Consider the following 16057-nt stretch of genomic DNA (forward strand, 5'->3'; position numbering starts at 1 on the left):
AGGGATAACTATGGAAATGCACTTCGATCAGCATATCTCCCGCCAGTTCAACGAGGACCTGGAGGGAATCAAGACCGAGATGTTGGAGATGGGCGGCATGGTCGCCCGTCAAGTAGCCGATGCCGTCGATGCTCTGTCCAATGCCGACAGCCAGCTGGCCGAGGAAGTCCTGCGCATCGAAGAGGAAATCGACAAGTGCGAGATGGCCCTGGACGAGCACGCGACCTTGATTATCGCCAAGCGTCAGCCCGCCGCCTCGGACCTGCGCATGGTGATGTCGGTAACTCGCATCGCCCGCGACCTGGAACGTATTGGTGATGAGGCCAGCAAGATCGCGAAAATGGCGATTGCGCTCACCGATGAAGGCACCTCACCACGTGGCTACACAGAGATCCGCCACCTGGCCAATGCCGTGCGCAAAATGCTCAACGATGCCCTGGATGCCTATACCCGCTTCGATGTGGAGTCCGCTATGCGTACCCTCGCCGAAGATGAACAGGTGGATATGGACTACCGTACCGCAGTCCGAGAGCTGGTGACCTATATGATGGAAGATCCACGCAGCATCTCCCGCGTGATCAACGTCCTGTGGACACTGCGCTCACTGGAGCGTATCGGTGACCACGCCAAGAATATTTGTGAACAGGTGGTCTACCTGGTGGAAGGGGCAGATATTCGCCACGGACACGAGAGAAATCTGAAGAGGTCCTAACCCTCTATTATGCTTGTTTAAAAAGGTCGCTTAACGCGGCCTTTTTTATTGCAATTTTTTCGGGCCTACTAAAAAGATGCGAAGGAAGAGCTTACTGCATTTCAGACCGCGTGGGGCATGAATCTCGATTACTAACATGCAGGGGGTATTCACAGCGTGTCATACGAGCAGAGAATTCTTTCCTACTTTTCCATTTGCAAGTAGATAGCTCAAGGAGAAGGATGGTGAAATATATTTTTGAGGTTCTAATCAAGGAAGGCTTCTCAGCGGAAGAATATGCCGATGCCTGGGTACGTGCGTCCCAATTAATTCAACGAGCGCCTGGGGCTATGGGAACGGAACTTCTGCAAAAGATCGGTGACAAAAATACTCTGATTGCCATCGCTACCTGGCATAGTAAAATTGAACGCGATGCTATGCACTCTCGACACTCGACAGAGATTGACAAAATTATTCGAAGCGTTGCCCCTTTCGTAGGTATACGCCTTTTAGGGGAGTTTGAAGAGTTTCGAAAAGTAGATAGTTCTTATATCGATGGTAATCGCTAAGGATAGCGAGCAAACCTGAACAGAAGCTGAATTAATAAAAAATCTTTCGCAGTAATTAAACAACAGCAAACAATACATGCCCTTACAAGGAGATAACTGCTTACGGCAATATATAATTTAGTACAGACTTCGTCATTCGCTACATCCCCCGTTTTCATTCCCTTCGTCGCAAAGTCTTTATAAACTGACTTTGTGTAATTAGCTGTGGTTGCGGACAAAAAAACTTTTGCTACAATCCGCATCCCAATTTGGATCCATAGTTAACGAAGGATTTTAAAATGAGATTCAAGCTCGCAGCTCTTCCCCTGATGCTTCTCGCCGCTACTGCAACTGCAGAGGAGTACAACTCTATTACTAAGGCTAGTTACCAAGATATCAGTTATGATTATTCAGGGTTCGGTCTTGAGCAATATAATTACGAGGCAGATAGATTTAACCTAGGTACTACTTATTTTTTTGATGGTAAAGAAACTCTCGGTCCCCTGAAAGAATTCGAATATATAAATAAAGTAACCAATATCTATGGTGATTTCTCTCACTACAATCGCGGCAGTATAGATTCCGATGTCTTCACTGTAGGTGGTGAGTACTTTGCATCCAATGGGCTGGTTTTAGGTGCCCAATTAGCCGATTGGGGCGAGGAAAATATTGATACTCTATCTTTAGGTTATCTCTTTACTCCTAACTTCCTGGTTAGCCTGGAGCATGTCGATAACGACAGCGATAATGAGCTGTCTGTTAATGCTCGTTATAACCACCAACTGAATGCAACTGATTATATTGGTTTCGACTTTTACGTAGATGAAGAATTTGATACCCGTAGCCTGTCTTCCAAGTACTTTACCCATTTGGGTGGAGAACAGTACCTGACTGTAGAACTTGGTTATGCAAGTTTGGATGAGGCTGATGATTACTGGATGTTGGGCTCCGAGTTCTTCTTCACTCAGCGCACTTCCGTCGGCTTTACTTTCGATGAAAATGAAGAGTTTAAGCTGGGCATGAATCATTTCTTCAGCCGCAACTTTGCAGTTGAAGCGGCTTATGTTTCCAATACTGATAGCGATTTTGATTACGATATCTACCAAATTGGTATGACCGTACAGCTGTAAGTCAGAAAAAGGGCTATCTTAGGTAGCCCTTTTCTTTCCTTGGTTCATTATCGGCTGTTACCTAAGCGCCTATTTCTTGTCGTATTATTATTGTTTCTAGCAATAAAAAATAACCTCCATTAAAATCTCGCAACTTTGAATTTATAGTTGGAAAAGGATTCTATGAAAAGTCTGAGGATGTCAATTTTTCCCCTAATGGTGCTTGCTACAGGCGTAACGGCGGAGGAGTATAAGTCGATAACTACTTTAAATTATTCAGATTTAGAGTACTCTTATCACGATCATTACTACAGTCCTATGGGATGGCCTTATCCAACATCTGGTTATGGGGTTTGGGAAAGAAAGGTAAAAACCTCAACCGTTGGAACTACTTATTTTTTTGGAGGCAAAGAAACTCTAGGGCCCCTAAAAGAATTTGAGTACATCAATAAGGTTAACAATATATCAGCACATTTCACCCGGTTAGAAGATTCGGCAGATTATTGGTGGCGGAAAGATAACCATCAAAATTCATTTTCTACAAAAGGTGAGTATTTTGCTGAAAATGGTGTAGTGCTGAGTACTGAAGTGCTTAACCAAAGAGATAAAGATGTTTATAGTCAGTCAGTCGGTTATTTGTTTACTCCGAATCTTTTAGTGAAATTAAACTATAGTGATTTTGAGTATGATATTAAATATAAGACTTTCAGTGTTGATGAAGAATTTCCCTCATGGACTAGCCGGCATTTCAAGTTTGATGAAGAAGAGTTTTCATTAACCGCTCAGTATAACCACCAATTAAGTGATACTGGCTATCTTGGTTTTACGGTGAATGTTGGCGAGGAAACTGACGATCATACTTTATCCTCCAAATATTTCGTAGATTTCGGAAATGATAAGTATCTAAGTGTTGAAGCGAAATATTATCATGGGAACGGAAGAGCATGGGATAATGTTTCCGAGTTGAATGCTTCCGGGTTAAATGCAGAGTTCTATTTTAATAAAGAGACTTCCATCAATATAGCCTATGATGAAAATCATCGCTATAAATTAGGGTTCTCCCACTTCTTTAATCGGAATATTGCCATTGACGTAGCTTACTTAGCTGCAGCAACAAATAAGTACAATGGATATTACGAAGATTATGGGTGCGATGATTGCGATGCTTATCGGTATGACGAATACCGCCTGGGCTTGAGAGTTCAGTTATAATTTTCTGAAAATAAAAGGGCTATTTAATAGCCCTTTTTAACTTTTTAAATCAAAATTTCTAAACGATAAATTCAGCCCTTTCCCGTCAACGCCTGCATCCGAGCCTGCGCTTTAGAGCCAATTTCTCCCCCCGCCCCGGCTGCAGTTTCGTAGTGCTTGACAGCATTTTGTTTATTTCCCTGCTTTTCATATACCTCGCCCAGATAGAAGTGTGCATAGGCTGTCTCGAGGTAGCGTAGTGAGCGGTTTAGGTCTCTCTCCGCTGCGGTGTAATCATTTAGCTGTGCACTTGCCATTCCGCGTTTTAACCAGTGGGAAAACAGTGCTGGATTTTTCTGTACGGCGCGGTCGTAGGCCTGATGGGCTTTATCAAATTGTTTTTTCTGGGCGAGTAGATCTCCTTCCAGTGCGAAGAAAGAGGCTTCTTTGGGTTGTTGCTTCTGTGCCTTTCGTACCAGATTCAGTGCCGTATCAAACTGCTTTTTATTGGCTGCTTTTAGGGCATCATCATAATTTTCATAGGCATCGGCATCGCGCTTTAGTTGCGCTATGGCCTTTTGATAGGCATCGCGGTTGGTAACTCCGCCCTTGGGTAGGGATTTACTGTGCTCGATATTGGCGCTGACACGGGATTGTGATGGTGGGTGGCTGGCGAAGAGGGCTTCCAAACCATTGCTTTGGCGCCCCTTCGAGAGTTCGACGAACTTGCGTTGCAGACCCACGGCGCCCTGGGGGTCATAGCCGGCGGCAGCCATATATTTCATGCCATATTCGTCGGACTCTAGTTCGTTGCCGCGACCGTAGCGGGCGATATAGGCTGAACCACCCAGCTGGCTGCCGGTAGAAATAAGGTCCGCATAGGCGGATTCCTTGGTGGCGGCACCGAGTACTGCCAGCCCCGCCCCGAGCACCTGTTGTTGTGACATGGCGGTGGCGGAGTGGCGTGCTGCAGCGTGGACAATCTCGTGGCCGAGTACAGCGGCCAGCTCCGCTTCATCCTCGAGCAGGACCAGTAAACCCCGGTTAATGGCGATTTTGCCTCCAGGCAGTGCCCAGGCGTTGGGAACGGAGTTGTTCAACACCACAAACTCATAGGGCAGCTGAGGTTGGTCCGAGACCCGTGCCAGTTTCTCCCCGACCCGGCTCACATATTCCTGTAGGCTTGGGTCTATGGTGTACTGGCCACCCTGCTGTTGTTGGTTGATCGGGTATTGTTGCTGTCCTAAATTCAATTCCTGCTGGGTTGAAATCAGGGAAAGCTGTTGCTCTCCAGTCACCGGATTGGTGACACAGCCATTGAGAATTGAAGTCGCTGTCAACGCCAGTGCGGCGAAGAAAGCCTGGTTACGCGAGATCATTGCTTGCCTCCCTGTATAATGCCGAGTATTCAACGATCACCCATTGTACACAGTCGGGGAATAGAGGTTATGACGGCACTTCAGGTAATTGAGTTATTTGCGGGCACCAATCCCGATGGCGAACCGGTGGTGGAGCGCTTACAGGTGCGTGTCAACGAGGACGATAGCTGCCAGTTGGTGCGTTCTCCCGCATTTATAAAAGGCATCGCCAGTGGCGATTGCATTAAGGTGGATAAAGATACCCAGCAGTTCGAGTTGGTAAAGCGTTCAGGTAATCTGGCGGTCCGCGTCTTTTGTCGCGGTGACAGCGCCGAACTTTCCGACCGCTTGAGCCCGCAGCTGGAAAAACTTGGAGGTGAGCTGGATCTGGAAGTTCCACGAATGTTGGTATACAGCATCCATGTGAGCTGTGGTTTCGACAAAATTGAAGAAATTCTTAATAGTGTCTGCGATGGTGCGAACAGTGCCTGGTACTACGGTAATGTCTACGATCCCAAAGATGGCCAGACGCCACTCAATTGGTGGCAGGATATATTGAAGCCGGAGTAAGCTATTGACCGTTGGTCCGAACGGCTGGACCCAAACGGAAAGCGAAGCAGCGATAAGTAAGGCACCCGATGTTAATAGTGATTTCTCCAGCCAAGACGCTGGATTACGAGAGCGAAATTCCCCCCCTGGAAACCACGCAACCGGATTTTCTCAAGGAGTCAGTGGCACTAATCAAAGAGTTGCGTGATTTGAGCCCACAACAGATCTCCAGCCTGATGAAGATTTCCGACAAGCTCGGTGTGTTGAATTACGACCGCTTCCAATCCTGGAAACGCCCTTTCACCGATAAGAATGCACGCCCAGCCCTGCTCGCATTTAAGGGTGATGTTTACACTGGTCTGGCTGCCGAAACCATGGGCAAGCGCGATTTCAGCTATGCCCAGAAGCACCTGCGTATGCTTTCCGGCCTCTACGGCCTGTTGCGTCCACTGGACTTGATGCAGCCCTATCGCCTGGAAATGGGGACCAGATTTGAAAATAGCCGTGGTAAGAATTTGTATGAATTCTGGGGAGAGCGAATTACTGAGGCGCTCAATTCACAGCTACATACCCTGAAGAGTCGGGAGTTGGTCAACCTCGCTTCTAATGAGTATTTCAAGGCGGTAAAGCCCAAAGTGCTCGATGCGGAGGTAATCACTCCCCACTTCAAAGATCTAAAAAATGGTCAGTACAAAATGATCAGTTTCTTTGCCAAAAAGGCGCGGGGCATGATGAGCCGCTGGGCCATTGAGCAGCGGGTGAAGAAAGCGGAGGAGCTTAAAGGCTTTGACGTGGCTGGCTATTCCTATAATTTGGAGATGTCCAGTGAGCGGGAGTGGGTCTTTACTCGGGATGAGCAGCAATGAGCGATTCCAGCCTGCCGGATGCGCCGGCTTGTGCGCGCAATCGCGATCCAATCCTTTCCCACTTGCGCCGCCTGCTGGAAGATAGTCATAAGGTATTGGAGGTGGGGAGCGGCACAGGCCAGCACGCGATCTACTTTGCCCCGCGTCTGCCCCACTTAATTTGGCAGACCTCGGAACGCGCGGAAATGCTACCCGGTGTACGCGCCTGGCTGGCGAGTGAGCCCGCACAGAACCTGCGCCAACCGCTGGCCCTGGATGTCGATGCGTCCTGGCCTGAGCTGAATTTTGATGCGGTGTTTAGCGCGAATACCCTGCACATCATGTCGCGGGAGTCGGTGCAGCGCTTTTTTCACAAGCTGCATACTCTGTTACAACCCGGTGGACTGTTGGTTGTTTATGGTCCCTTCAAGATCGATGGTAGTTTTGTCGGTCCCAGCAACGCAGATTTCGATATCTATCTCAAAGAGCGCAATCCCGACAGCGGTATTCGCGATCTGGAGTGGTTGGATCAGTTGGCAGGGGATGTAGGCATGCACCGAGAAGAATTAAATTACCTGCCGGCTAACAATCAGTTGGTTGTTTGGCGTAAATACGATAACAAGGAGTGATTATGCCCGTATGGTTTGAAGTATCGGTCGTTGTGGCTTTTGCCATAGGAGCTGTTTTCTTTTTCGCCAAGTATCGAGAGACCGCCGCTGCCCTGCATGAGAGTGAGCGCATGAAAACACGTCTCTCTAATGACTTGAATCGCTATAAGGATGTACCGCGGCTGCGCGCGTTGCGCGATGCATTGGTCGGTACCAAGCCTTTGCCTGTTGATGATGACGGCAATGAGCATCTGCTATTGCGGGATGGAGACTTACAGTTGCATCACTTGATTTTGCGCCGGGAGAGTACACCGGTACACGATGAAGAGGAAGCTACCTACACCAAAGATGGTGAACCGGTAAAATTGTCAGAATTTGAATAGCATTTACTGCTGCAGGGGCGGATCAGGAATCCGCTCCTTCGTCTTGTAACAGTGCCCTGGAGGGTTTCTCTTCCAACTTGGAGGACGGAAAGTGCAGGGTGAAGGTACTGCCCTGACCCGGGACGCTCCGAACATTCATTTCTGCGCCGTGGCGCAATAGTACATGTTTGACAATGGCCAGGCCCAATCCCGTGCCGCCGCTATCGCGGGAGCGACCCGGGTCGACTCGGTAAAAACGTTCGGTAAGGCGCGGGATATGAATCGGATCTATGCCGATACCTTGGTCCCGTACACTGAAGTGTCCGCCATTGTTATCTTGCCACCAGCGCAGCTGGATTTCTCCGTTCCCCGGACTGTATTTCACTGCATTGAGTGCCAGGTTAGCGAAGGCGCTATGTAGCTCGCTGGCATCGCCGCGGATGCTGCAATCCCCTTCACACTCAACACTGATCGGGTGGCGGTCGCCGCTAAAGCTGCGCGCTTCGCGGGCAACCCGCTCCATCAACTCGCGCACATCCACAGAAACGTCGCCGGATTTCCGCTCGGAAGTCTCCAAGCGTGCCAGAAGCAGCAGATCGTTGACCAAGGTGGTCATGCGTGCGGCCTGTTCCTCCATCTGAATCAGGGGGCGTCGCCAAGCGGGGGGGGCCATATCGCTGCTTTGCAGGGTCTCTAGGTAGCCGGCGATTACGGTGAGCGGAGTGCGCAGTTCATGGGAGACGTTAGCGACAAAATCCCGGCGCATTTGCTCGAGATTGTGCAGGCGGGTGATATCGCGAACAATCACCAGAGCTTCATCCTTACCGTAGCGGGTCACTTCCAGCTGGAGGTGAAGAGCTTCATTGCCAGGAGCCTGCAGAGTCAGTGGTCCGCGGGGACTGTTGTCCTCGCTGTGCATATAGCTGACAAATATGGGATCGCGCACGAAGTTCACCAGGGATTGTCCCTGATCGCTGGATTGCAGGCCGAGTAACTCGCCAGCGGCGGGGTTCCACCAGGCCAGGTGGTCGCCATTCTCCAGTGCCACAATACCCTCTCGCAGAGCACTGGTACTGTCCTGAACACGGCGCAACATGGCATGCAGTTTTTGTTTTTCGCGGCGGTGGCGACGCTGCATACGGTAGAAGTCGTCGTAGATTTCGCCCCAGATGCCAAAAGCGGTGGGTGCAGGGCCGCGGCGGCCATTGACCAGCCACCGATTGAAGCGATGTTGTTGCCACAACACCGAGAGCAGGTAGGCTGCCAGACCCAAGATCAGGGTTAGGGACCACTCGGAGGTGGTAAAACCGAGAGTCAAGCAGCCCAGTGCAATAATTAAAAAGCGCGAAAATTCGCCAATACTGCGATCCAACATAGCCTTGCCGTGTTACCTGGCGGTCGTCGGGAGGGCTGTTTCCACCCCCGGACTCTGTACATCTTAGAAACCCGGTCCTCTACAGGAGTGACCATTGGTTACCGCGGGAGTCAGTGCCGATCCAGGGGATTGTCACACTTTTTCGACAGTTTGCACAGAAAATCGATAGCCTGTGCCGCGCACTGTCTGGATATAACGGTCGTGACCATCCAGTGCCAGTGCTTTGCGTAGGCGGCGAATATGCACATCGACCGTGCGTTCCTCCACATACACATTACCGCCCCAAACATGGTCAAGTAGTTGAGTGCGGGTGTAGGCGCGCTCCTGGTGAGAGAGGAAGAAGGTCAACAGGCGAAATTCGGTCGGCCCCATATCCACCGGTTGTCCCTTAATGTTGACCCTGTGACTGATCGGGTCCAGAACCAAATCTCCGGCGCTGAGGGGATCTTCAGGGGTGGCTGGGCCGGCGCGGCGCAGTACCGCCTTGAGGCGCGCTACCAACTCGCGGGGGGAGAATGGCTTGGTGATATAGTCGTCGGCGCCCGTCTCTAACCCTTTGATTTTATTATCTTCTTCACCCTTGGCGGTGAGCATGATAATGGGCACCGCAGTGGTCAGCTCGTCGCGCTTGAGGCGGCGGGCCAGTTCTACACCGGATACATCGGGCAGCATCCAATCGAGAAGAATAAGGTCTGGCTTTTCATCGATGACCAGGGCGTGGGCTTCCTGGGCGTTCTCCGCCTCCAGGCAACGGTAGTCTGCCATTTCCAACGCCACCCGCAGCATATCGCGTACAGCGGATTCGTCGTCGACAATCAGGATCGTTTTACTGTGCATTTGGCTGCCATACCCGTTCTGTTGTCAGAAGTTCCCGGTTATGGCCGGGGATTAAACGGGATTTATATGACAAATATATGACGGTTGTGCCCCAACTCCCAGACCTAGATCAATTGAAGAGAAAATGTAGGAATATTCCGGCAAAAATCGCCATTCCTACCCAGTTGTTATGGAGAAATGCTTTGAAGCAGGCGTTTCTGTCCCGGTCGCGGATCAGCCACTGTTGGTAGGAAAAGAGCGCCGCCACGACAGCCATAGCCACATAGTAAATGGCGCCGAGAGCAAAGCGCTGGCCCATCAACAGTAGTGCCAGTAACACCAAAAACTGCAGGGCTGCAGTCATGGCTCTGTCCATATCCCCGAACAGAATTGCCGTGGATTTGACCCCGATTTTCAGGTCGTCATCCCGATCCACCATGGCATAGAAAGTGTCGTAGCAGAGAGTCCATAACAGGTTGGCAGTATAAAGAAGCCAAGCCTGTGGCGGGACTTCGCCAGTCACTGCGGCAAAAGCCATGGGGATGCCCATACTGAATGCCGCACCCAGTACCACTTGTGGCAGGTGAGTATGGCGCTTAGCGAAGGGGTAGCAGAAGGCCAATGCCAGTGCTGGCAGTGACAATAAAATCGTTAGCCGGTTGGTGGTGAGGACCAGTAGAAAAGCCGCGAAGCTGAGCCCGGCAAAGAGGCCCAGGGCTGCCTTGGGGGTAATGCTTCCTGTGGCCAGGGGGCGCGTGGCGGTGCGCTTTACATGGCCGTCAATCTCGCGGTCGGCAAAGTCGTTTACCGCACAGCCGGCCGCGCGCATCAGTATGACTCCCAGGGTGAACACCGCAAACAGATGCAGCCCTGGCCAGCCGCCCGCGGCGAGCCAAAGTGCGGCCCAGGTTGGCCATAGCAGTAGCAGGGAGCCGATGGGCCTATCCATACGCGCCAATTGCCAATAGGGCATTACGGCGGGCCAGCGCGCGGTGATTTGTTGGCTGATCACGGTAGCTTATCTCCCTGTGCTTGGTTATTGGTTTTTGGGGCTATGGGTGGGCCGTCGGGGCGAAAGTGCGTGAGAAAGGCCTCTGCCACCAGCAGGGGTTTGCCCCGCAGCCAAAATATTGAACGGCGCCCCCAGACGTTGTCACCCTCGTTGCAGAGCCCTTGAGCCTTCAAATCGGGGTTGCGGCGCAACTGATTGAACTCTATTTCACCGCGGCGAATCCCCGGTTCGCTGAAAAGCAGCTCCCCCAGGGGGCGGCTGTCCAGGCTGCGCAGGTTGCGGGACTTGCCCTGCAGGCTGCGCAGGGGCAGGACACTACGAGCGTAAACCCAGGGTTGGCCATAGCCCAGCAATAGAACCTCTCGCACCAGGGCGCGGCTGCGGCGATTTAAATTAAGTGCGCGGCACTCCTCGGCGCGGGGCAGTTGCCAGCTCTGACCGAGTACCCGCACGCTAAAGTCCCCTCTACTCAATTGCTTCAGGGCTGCGGTGAGCGAACCGGTGTACGCCAGCCACGGCATCAGGTTTTCCGGAGGCTGGGACTGCGCCGGTTCAAATGGCCGCCCCTGCCAATCGCCCGCAGGTACAAATGGAGATTGGTGCAACGATAACTCCGCAGTCTGCAAAAGGGGGCATTGTACCCTGCCCTCTGGCGGCTGGCGCCACCCCGTTGGATTTTTGCTCACCGAGGCGGCAATCGATATAGTGCTCCCTTTAATGAAAACAATGAATTTATAAAGAGAAGCTTGTTATGGGGCTTACGACCAAAATTCTTCTGGGGATGGTGGCGGGCATTGGCCTAGGGGTCTTGTTCAATTACTTGAATGCCAGCCAGTTGTTGGGAACCGGCGTTACTGAAGCCATCAACCTCTACCTGACCGAGGGGCTCTTCGATATCGTCGGCCGTATCTTTATTGCTTCGCTGAAATTGATGGTGGTACCACTGGTACTGGTATCCCTAATCAGCGGTGCCTGTGCCCTGTCGGAGGGTAGCCGGATCGGGCCGTTGGCGGGTAAAACGGTTCTTCTTTATTTGTTAACCACGGCGATTGCCATAACAGTGGCGCTGTGCCTGGCTCTGGTATTCCAGCCTGGAGTTGGTGTAAGTGAGGCTGCTGCGACGGTAAATTCTACTTTCCAGCCAAAGGAGTCTCCACCCCTTTCAGAAGTCCTGGTGAATATCTTCCCCACCAACCCGGTCGCGGCCATGGCCGAAGGTAACATGTTGCAGATTATCGTGTTTGCTTTGTTGATGGGCTATGCGATTTCCCGTTGTGGCGAACCGGGCCAGCGAATTGCAGCTTTCTTCAACGATATGAATACCGTTGTACTGCGCATGGTTGGAGTGCTGATGGTATTTGCACCCTATGGGGTATTTGCCCTTTTGGCGAAGACATTTGCGGATCTTGGATTCGGAGGGTTGGTGCAACTGGGTAAATACTTCCTGGTCGTTTTATCTGCTCTGCTAATCCATGCCCTGGGTGTTTACTCGATTCTCTTAAAGCTTTTAAGCGGCCTCAATCCGCTGGAGTTGTTAAAGAAAATGTGGTCCACCATGGTCTTCGCTTTCAGTACGGCTTCCTCAGCGGCTACCATCCCGGTAACCCTGTCGACGGTGGAAAAGCGTCTCGGTGTCGATAACAAGATCGCTGCTTTTACCATACCTCTTGGCGCCACTATTAACATGGATGGCACCGCGATTATGCAGGGGGTGGCTACGGTCTTTATCGCCCAGTTCTATGGAATTGAAATTGGCTTTACCGGCTATCTCACCGTAATTCTGACGGCAACGCTGGCCTCCATTGGCACTGCGGGTGTGCCCGGCGTTGGTCTGATCATGCTTGGTATGGTGCTGCAGCAGGTGGGCCTGCCGCTGGAGGGTATCGCCATTATTATCGGCGTCGACCGTCTGTTGGATATGGTGCGCACCGCGGTGAATATCACCGGCGACGCGGTGGTGAGCAGCGTGGTGGCTAAGAGTGAGGGCGCACTGGATGAGGAGGTCTACTATGACTCCAATTACAACAGTGTAAATGCCAACGACCAGCAAAATACCATTGGCGCCCACTGAGGCGCCCAGCTATCAAGCCTCGGCAAAGCGGGGCTTGTTCTGTAGCCAGCGTTTGATCAGCTGGCTGCGCATTTCCTGATTCAGTGCCGGAGATGCGGCGATTTTTTGCACCTGCGGCAGCAGTTCCGCATCCCGCTGTAGGTCGGCGATACGGTGCTGGATTTCCCCGGTCTGGCGGGTGCCGAGTATTTCACCGGGGCCGCGCAGGCGCAGGTCCTCCTCCGCGATGGCGAAGCCATCGCTGTGCTGGCGCAGGGCCTGCAGACGTGCGCGGCCATTTTGTGATAGCGGAGTGCCGTATAACAGTACACAGTGACTAGCTATAGAGCCGCGCCCCACCCGACCGCGCAGCTGGTGCAACTGGGCGAGGCCCAGGCGCTCGGGGTTTTCAATAATCATCAGGCTGGCATTGGGCACATCCACCCCGACCTCAATCACCGTGGTCGCCACCAACAAGTCCACCTCACCGGCTTTAAAGGCACTCATGACCTGCTCTTTCTGTTCCGGCTTTAAGCGCCCGTGTACCAGGGCTACGCGCGCACCATCGAGCATCTCGGCTAATTCCTCGGCGGTGGACTCCGCCGCCTGAGCCTGCAGGCTCTCGGACTCCTCAATCAGGGTGCAGACCCAGTAGGCCTGGCGCCCTTCAGCAATGGCATTGTGTACCCTTTCCATCACCTGGTCACGGCGGTCGCTGGAGATTGCTACGGTGTTGATCGGCTGGCGCCCAGGGGGCAGCTCGTCAATGATGGAGCAATCCAGGTCGGCAAAGGCGGACATAGCCAGTGTGCGGGGTATCGGGGTGGCGGTCATGATCAACTGGTGTGGTTGCAGCCTGCCGGTGGCACCGCTGGCGGCGCCCTTCTCGCGCAACTCCAAACGCTGGCGCACCCCGAAGCGATGTTGCTCGTCGATAATTACCAGCACCAGATTGTGGAACACCACCCCCTCCTGGAAGAGGGCGTGGGTGCCTACCACCAGTTGCGCTTCGCCACTGGCAATTTTGCCCAACTGCTCGCGTCGCTCGGCGGCTTTTAAGCTGCCGGTGAGTTGCGCGACCTGAACACCGAGAGGTTCAAGCCAGTTGCAGAAATTGATTCTATGTTGTTCGGCGAGAATCTCAGTCGGTGCCATTACCACCACCTGAGCCCCAGCGCCGATGCCTTTGAGGGCGGCCATGGCGGCTACCAAAGTCTTGCCGGCGCCGACATCTCCCTGCAACAGGCGCATCATGGGGGTGTCCTGGGCGAGGTCTTCGGCGATCTCCTCGCAGACCCGCTGTTGTGCACCGGTGAGCGCAAATGGCAGGCGCGAAAGAAAATCCCTCTCCAGGGATTTGTTTACGGGCAGTGGCGGTGCTGCGACCCTGGCGCTGTTGCGCCGCAGCTCCAGCAGGCTCAAGTGGTGCGCGAGCAGTTCTTCCAATGCCAAGCGCTGCTGTGCGGGATGCGTGCCGGCGGCGAGCTGTTCCAGCTGGGTGCCGGCAGGGGGGGAGTGCAGATAAATCAGGGCGTCACTCAGGGGATAACGCAGTGTTTTTGGCAATAACTCAGCGGGGAGCAGCTCGGTCACCGCTCCGTTTCGCAGCAGCGCCACTGCCTGCTGCATCAGGCCGCGCATACGCCCCTGGCTGACGCCTTCGGTCAGGGGGTAAACCGGCGTCAGGGTTTCCTCGGTAGTGGCGTTTTCACTGCCGACCACCTCAGTTTCCGGGTGGTACAGCTCCAGGCCGGCGGCGCCGCGGCGTGCCTCGCCAAAGCAGCGCAGGCGCACACCGCGGGCAAATCGGTTTTTCTGTGCCGCAGAAAAGTGGAAAAAACGCAGGGTGATACTGCCGCTCATATCCTGCAGCTTCACCACCAGGCTGCGCCGGCGGCCGAAGACCACATCGGCTGCGGTCACTTCGCCTTCAATAACGGCATCCATCCCGGCGGTGAGTCCGGCCACCGGCACGACTCGGGTACGATCCTGATAGCGCAGTGGCAGGTGGAACAACAGGTCCTGCAGGGAGTGGATGTGCAGTTTGGCCAGCACCTGGGCAAACTTGTCCCCTACCCCTTTGAGGTTGGTGACCGGCTGATCCCCAAGGCTGTTTATGGCTCGATCAGGTGACACTGGCTGATGGCCTCACGCAATATATCGATAGCACGGTGGCGTGGAAAACTGGCGCGCCAGGCCAGGGCGACGGTACGACGGGGGCCGGGTGCCTTAAATGGGCGGGTCTCCAGCAGCCCGCTGGCATATTGCGAGGCGGTGGCAGCGGAGAATGGCAATACGGTGATGCCGAGCCCGGAAGCCACCATGTGCCTCAGGGTTTCCAGCGAACTGCCATCGGCAGCTGTGCGAATACCGCCACCACCACTCTCCTTGTCCATAGTCACCTGCAGATGTGGGCAGGCTTCAAGCACCTGATCGCGGAAACAGTGGCCCTCCCCCAGCAGCAGCACATTATCTTTGGTGAGCTGCTCAGGATCTATGAATTCCTGTTGCGCAAGGGGATGCCCCGCCGGCATCAAAACTACGAAGGGTTCGTCATAAAGTGGTTGGGTAACAACATCGGGTTCGGTGAATGGCAGCGCGATAATGATTGCATCCAACTCCCCCTTGCGCAGGCGCTGGCGCAGGGTGGCGGTATAACCTTCTTCGACATAGAGGGGCATGTCCGGGGCCAGGTGTTGCAGCTGCGGAATGAAATGCGGGAACAGATAGGGGCCTATGGTAAATATCGCCCCAACCGAAAGGGGGCTTGCCAGCTGGTCTTTACCGGCGCTGGCGATATCTTTAATAGCGGCGGATTGCTCCAACACCAGTTGGGCCTGGGCGACGATGCGCTCTCCCAGTGGCGTGGCCTGTACCCGGGTCTTGGAGCGCTCGAAGAGGGCTACCCCCAGCTCTTTCTCCAATTTTTTTACCGCGATAGACAGGGTCGGTTGGCTGACGAAGCAGCGTTCAGCAGCGCGGCCGAAATGCTGTTCCTGAGCGAGAGTGACTATGTAGCGCAGTTCATTGAGGGTCATGGTAAAGACAATTAAAGATTAGTGGTTGATAGGTATTATTCATAAATAATGGCTGCTGACCACTACTGAACTTCAAGCTGTCATCTCAAGCACAAAGTTGGAAAAAATTACCAATTATGGAAGGGTATATGGGATTGAGGCGCAAAATTTTGCTATATCTTATGGGTGCCAACAGAATGGAGAAACGCCATGGGAGTTTTATCCTGGATTATTCTCGGATTGATTGCCGGCGCCTTAGCGAAATGGATCATGCCAGGTAAAGATCCCGGTGGTTGGATAGTCACAATGGTGATTGGCATCATTGGCGCCTTTATCGGTGGTTGGTTGGGCGCCCTGATTGGATTCGGTGGACCCGTGACCGGTTTCGGATTTGGCGACATAATAACAGCCACCATTGGTGCGATTATCTTTCTCGCTGTCTACCGCTTACTCAAACGGCGCGGTAATTAGTTCAATACCAGAGTGGCAGATGGAATGGCGAGGCGCGAAAGTGCCTCGCATCGTT

General features: G+C 53.0%; 17 protein-coding genes. 10 read left to right on the top strand and 7 right to left on the bottom strand.

Annotation, left to right across the window (positions count from 1 at the left end):
* Positions 1–10: 10 nt before the first annotated feature.
* The 4 genes from phoU to LC073_RS04650 all read left to right on the top strand — a co-directional run bounded on the left by phoU (position 11) and on the right by LC073_RS04650 (position 3560).
* Positions 11–712: a phosphate signaling complex protein PhoU gene (gene phoU / locus LC073_RS04635; RefSeq protein ID WP_226644036.1), complete on the top strand. Its 702-nt coding sequence runs from the start codon at positions 11–13 to the stop codon at positions 710–712.
* Positions 713–936: 224 nt separating this feature from the next.
* Positions 937–1260, top strand: a complete 324-nt coding sequence (locus tag LC073_RS04640; protein WP_226644038.1) for an antibiotic biosynthesis monooxygenase family protein — start codon at positions 937–939, stop codon at positions 1258–1260.
* Between the two features lie 278 nt (positions 1261–1538).
* On the top strand, positions 1539–2369 hold the full coding sequence (locus tag LC073_RS04645) for a putative porin (protein ID WP_226644041.1): 831 nt from the start codon (positions 1539–1541) through the stop codon (positions 2367–2369).
* 162 nt (positions 2370–2531) lie between these two features.
* Positions 2532–3560, top strand: a complete 1029-nt coding sequence (locus LC073_RS04650; protein ID WP_226644044.1) for a putative porin — start codon at positions 2532–2534, stop codon at positions 3558–3560.
* 71 nt (positions 3561–3631) lie between these two features.
* Here LC073_RS04650 and LC073_RS04655 read toward each other — a convergent pair whose 3' ends face one another.
* The gene (locus tag LC073_RS04655; protein ID WP_226644049.1) at positions 3632–4918 is read right to left on the bottom strand and encodes a M48 family metalloprotease; all 1287 of its coding nucleotides are present in this window, start codon (positions 4916–4918) and stop codon (positions 3632–3634) included.
* Between the two features lie 69 nt (positions 4919–4987).
* Here LC073_RS04655 and LC073_RS04660 point away from each other — a divergent pair, with 69 nt between their 5' ends.
* The 4 genes from LC073_RS04660 to LC073_RS04675 all read left to right on the top strand — a co-directional run bounded on the left by LC073_RS04660 (position 4988) and on the right by LC073_RS04675 (position 7282).
* Entirely contained in the window at positions 4988–5467 is a 480-nt protein-coding gene (locus LC073_RS04660; protein ID WP_226644051.1) for a DUF4265 domain-containing protein, read from the top strand.
* Positions 5468–5535: 68 nt separating this feature from the next.
* Positions 5536–6312: a peroxide stress protein YaaA gene (yaaA, locus tag LC073_RS04665; RefSeq protein ID WP_226644059.1), complete on the top strand. Its 777-nt coding sequence runs from the start codon at positions 5536–5538 to the stop codon at positions 6310–6312.
* Positions 6309–6920: a DUF938 domain-containing protein gene (locus tag LC073_RS04670; protein WP_226644061.1), complete on the top strand. Its 612-nt coding sequence runs from the start codon at positions 6309–6311 to the stop codon at positions 6918–6920. Before yaaA ends, LC073_RS04670 begins: the two co-directional genes overlap by 4 nt.
* 2 nt (positions 6921–6922) lie before the next feature.
* Positions 6923–7282 carry a hypothetical protein gene (locus tag LC073_RS04675; RefSeq protein ID WP_226644064.1) on the top strand — a complete coding sequence of 120 codons (360 nt, stop codon included), beginning with the start codon at positions 6923–6925 and terminating at the stop codon, positions 7280–7282.
* 22 nt (positions 7283–7304) lie between these two features.
* Here LC073_RS04675 and phoR read toward each other — a convergent pair whose 3' ends face one another.
* The 4 genes from phoR to LC073_RS04695 form a co-directional block, all read right to left on the bottom strand.
* The gene (phoR, locus tag LC073_RS04680; protein WP_226644066.1) at positions 7305–8636 is read right to left on the bottom strand and encodes a phosphate regulon sensor histidine kinase PhoR; all 1332 of its coding nucleotides are present in this window, start codon (positions 8634–8636) and stop codon (positions 7305–7307) included.
* 132 nt (positions 8637–8768) lie between these two features.
* On the bottom strand, positions 8769–9473 hold the full coding sequence (gene phoB, locus LC073_RS04685) for a phosphate regulon transcriptional regulator PhoB (RefSeq protein ID WP_226644069.1): 705 nt from the start codon (positions 9471–9473) through the stop codon (positions 8769–8771).
* Positions 9474–9582: 109 nt separating this feature from the next.
* Positions 9583–10425, bottom strand: a complete 843-nt coding sequence (gene ubiA, locus LC073_RS04690; protein WP_226644386.1) for a 4-hydroxybenzoate octaprenyltransferase — start codon at positions 10423–10425, stop codon at positions 9583–9585.
* A gap of 35 nt (positions 10426–10460) precedes the next feature.
* Positions 10461–11069: a chorismate--pyruvate lyase family protein gene (locus LC073_RS04695; protein ID WP_226644072.1), complete on the bottom strand. Its 609-nt coding sequence runs from the start codon at positions 11067–11069 to the stop codon at positions 10461–10463.
* Between the two features lie 146 nt (positions 11070–11215).
* Between LC073_RS04695 and LC073_RS04700 the strand changes: the two genes are divergently transcribed.
* A complete protein-coding gene (locus LC073_RS04700) occupies positions 11216–12535 on the top strand; it encodes a dicarboxylate/amino acid:cation symporter (RefSeq protein ID WP_226644074.1) in 1320 nt (439 codons plus the stop codon).
* A gap of 12 nt (positions 12536–12547) precedes the next feature.
* Here LC073_RS04700 and recG read toward each other — a convergent pair whose 3' ends face one another.
* Together recG and LC073_RS04710 are read right to left on the bottom strand one after the other, a co-directional pair.
* Positions 12548–14650 (bottom strand): ATP-dependent DNA helicase RecG, encoded by a 2103-nt coding sequence (gene recG / locus LC073_RS04705; RefSeq protein WP_226644076.1) that lies wholly within the window; start codon positions 14648–14650, stop codon positions 12548–12550.
* Positions 14629–15552, bottom strand: a complete 924-nt coding sequence (locus LC073_RS04710) for a hydrogen peroxide-inducible genes activator (protein ID WP_226644079.1) — start codon at positions 15550–15552, stop codon at positions 14629–14631. The genes recG and LC073_RS04710 overlap by 22 nt, the downstream gene beginning before the upstream one ends.
* 189 nt (positions 15553–15741) lie before the next feature.
* Between LC073_RS04710 and LC073_RS04715 the strand changes: the two genes are divergently transcribed.
* A complete protein-coding gene (locus LC073_RS04715; RefSeq protein ID WP_020413961.1) occupies positions 15742–16002 on the top strand; it encodes a GlsB/YeaQ/YmgE family stress response membrane protein in 261 nt (86 codons plus the stop codon).
* Positions 16003–16057 lie beyond the last annotated feature (55 nt).

The sequence above is a fragment of the Microbulbifer variabilis genome (assembly GCF_020524905.1).
Taxonomy (GTDB): Bacteria; Pseudomonadota; Gammaproteobacteria; order Pseudomonadales; family Cellvibrionaceae; genus Microbulbifer; species Microbulbifer variabilis_A.

Bases quoted from the DNA above. Each gene is read 5' to 3' on its own strand.
- LC073_RS04655 (WP_226644049.1), bottom strand. From the start codon at position 4,918: ATGATCTCGCGTAACCAGGCTTTCTTCGCCGCACTGGCGTTGACAGCG.
- phoB (WP_226644069.1), bottom strand. From the start codon at position 9,473: ATGCACAGTAAAACGATCCTGATTGTCGACGACGAATCCGCTGTACGC.
- LC073_RS04650 (WP_226644044.1), top strand. From the start codon at position 2,532: ATGAAAAGTCTGAGGATGTCAATTTTTCCCCTAATGGTGCTTGCTACA.
- LC073_RS04715 (WP_020413961.1), top strand. From the start codon at position 15,742: ATGGGAGTTTTATCCTGGATTATTCTCGGATTGATTGCCGGCGCCTTA.
- ubiA (WP_226644386.1), bottom strand. From the start codon at position 10,425: ATGCCCTATTGGCAATTGGCGCGTATGGATAGGCCCATCGGCTCCCTG.
- LC073_RS04670 (WP_226644061.1), top strand. From the start codon at position 6,309: ATGAGCGATTCCAGCCTGCCGGATGCGCCGGCTTGTGCGCGCAATCGC.
- LC073_RS04710 (WP_226644079.1), bottom strand. From the start codon at position 15,552: ATGACCCTCAATGAACTGCGCTACATAGTCACTCTCGCTCAGGAACAG.
- LC073_RS04700 (WP_226644074.1), top strand. From the start codon at position 11,216: ATGGGGCTTACGACCAAAATTCTTCTGGGGATGGTGGCGGGCATTGGC.
- phoR (WP_226644066.1), bottom strand. From the start codon at position 8,636: ATGTTGGATCGCAGTATTGGCGAATTTTCGCGCTTTTTAATTATTGCA.
- yaaA (WP_226644059.1), top strand. From the start codon at position 5,536: ATGTTAATAGTGATTTCTCCAGCCAAGACGCTGGATTACGAGAGCGAA.
- LC073_RS04660 (WP_226644051.1), top strand. From the start codon at position 4,988: ATGACGGCACTTCAGGTAATTGAGTTATTTGCGGGCACCAATCCCGAT.
- LC073_RS04675 (WP_226644064.1), top strand. From the start codon at position 6,923: ATGCCCGTATGGTTTGAAGTATCGGTCGTTGTGGCTTTTGCCATAGGA.
- phoU (WP_226644036.1), top strand. From the start codon at position 11: ATGGAAATGCACTTCGATCAGCATATCTCCCGCCAGTTCAACGAGGAC.
- LC073_RS04645 (WP_226644041.1), top strand. From the start codon at position 1,539: ATGAGATTCAAGCTCGCAGCTCTTCCCCTGATGCTTCTCGCCGCTACT.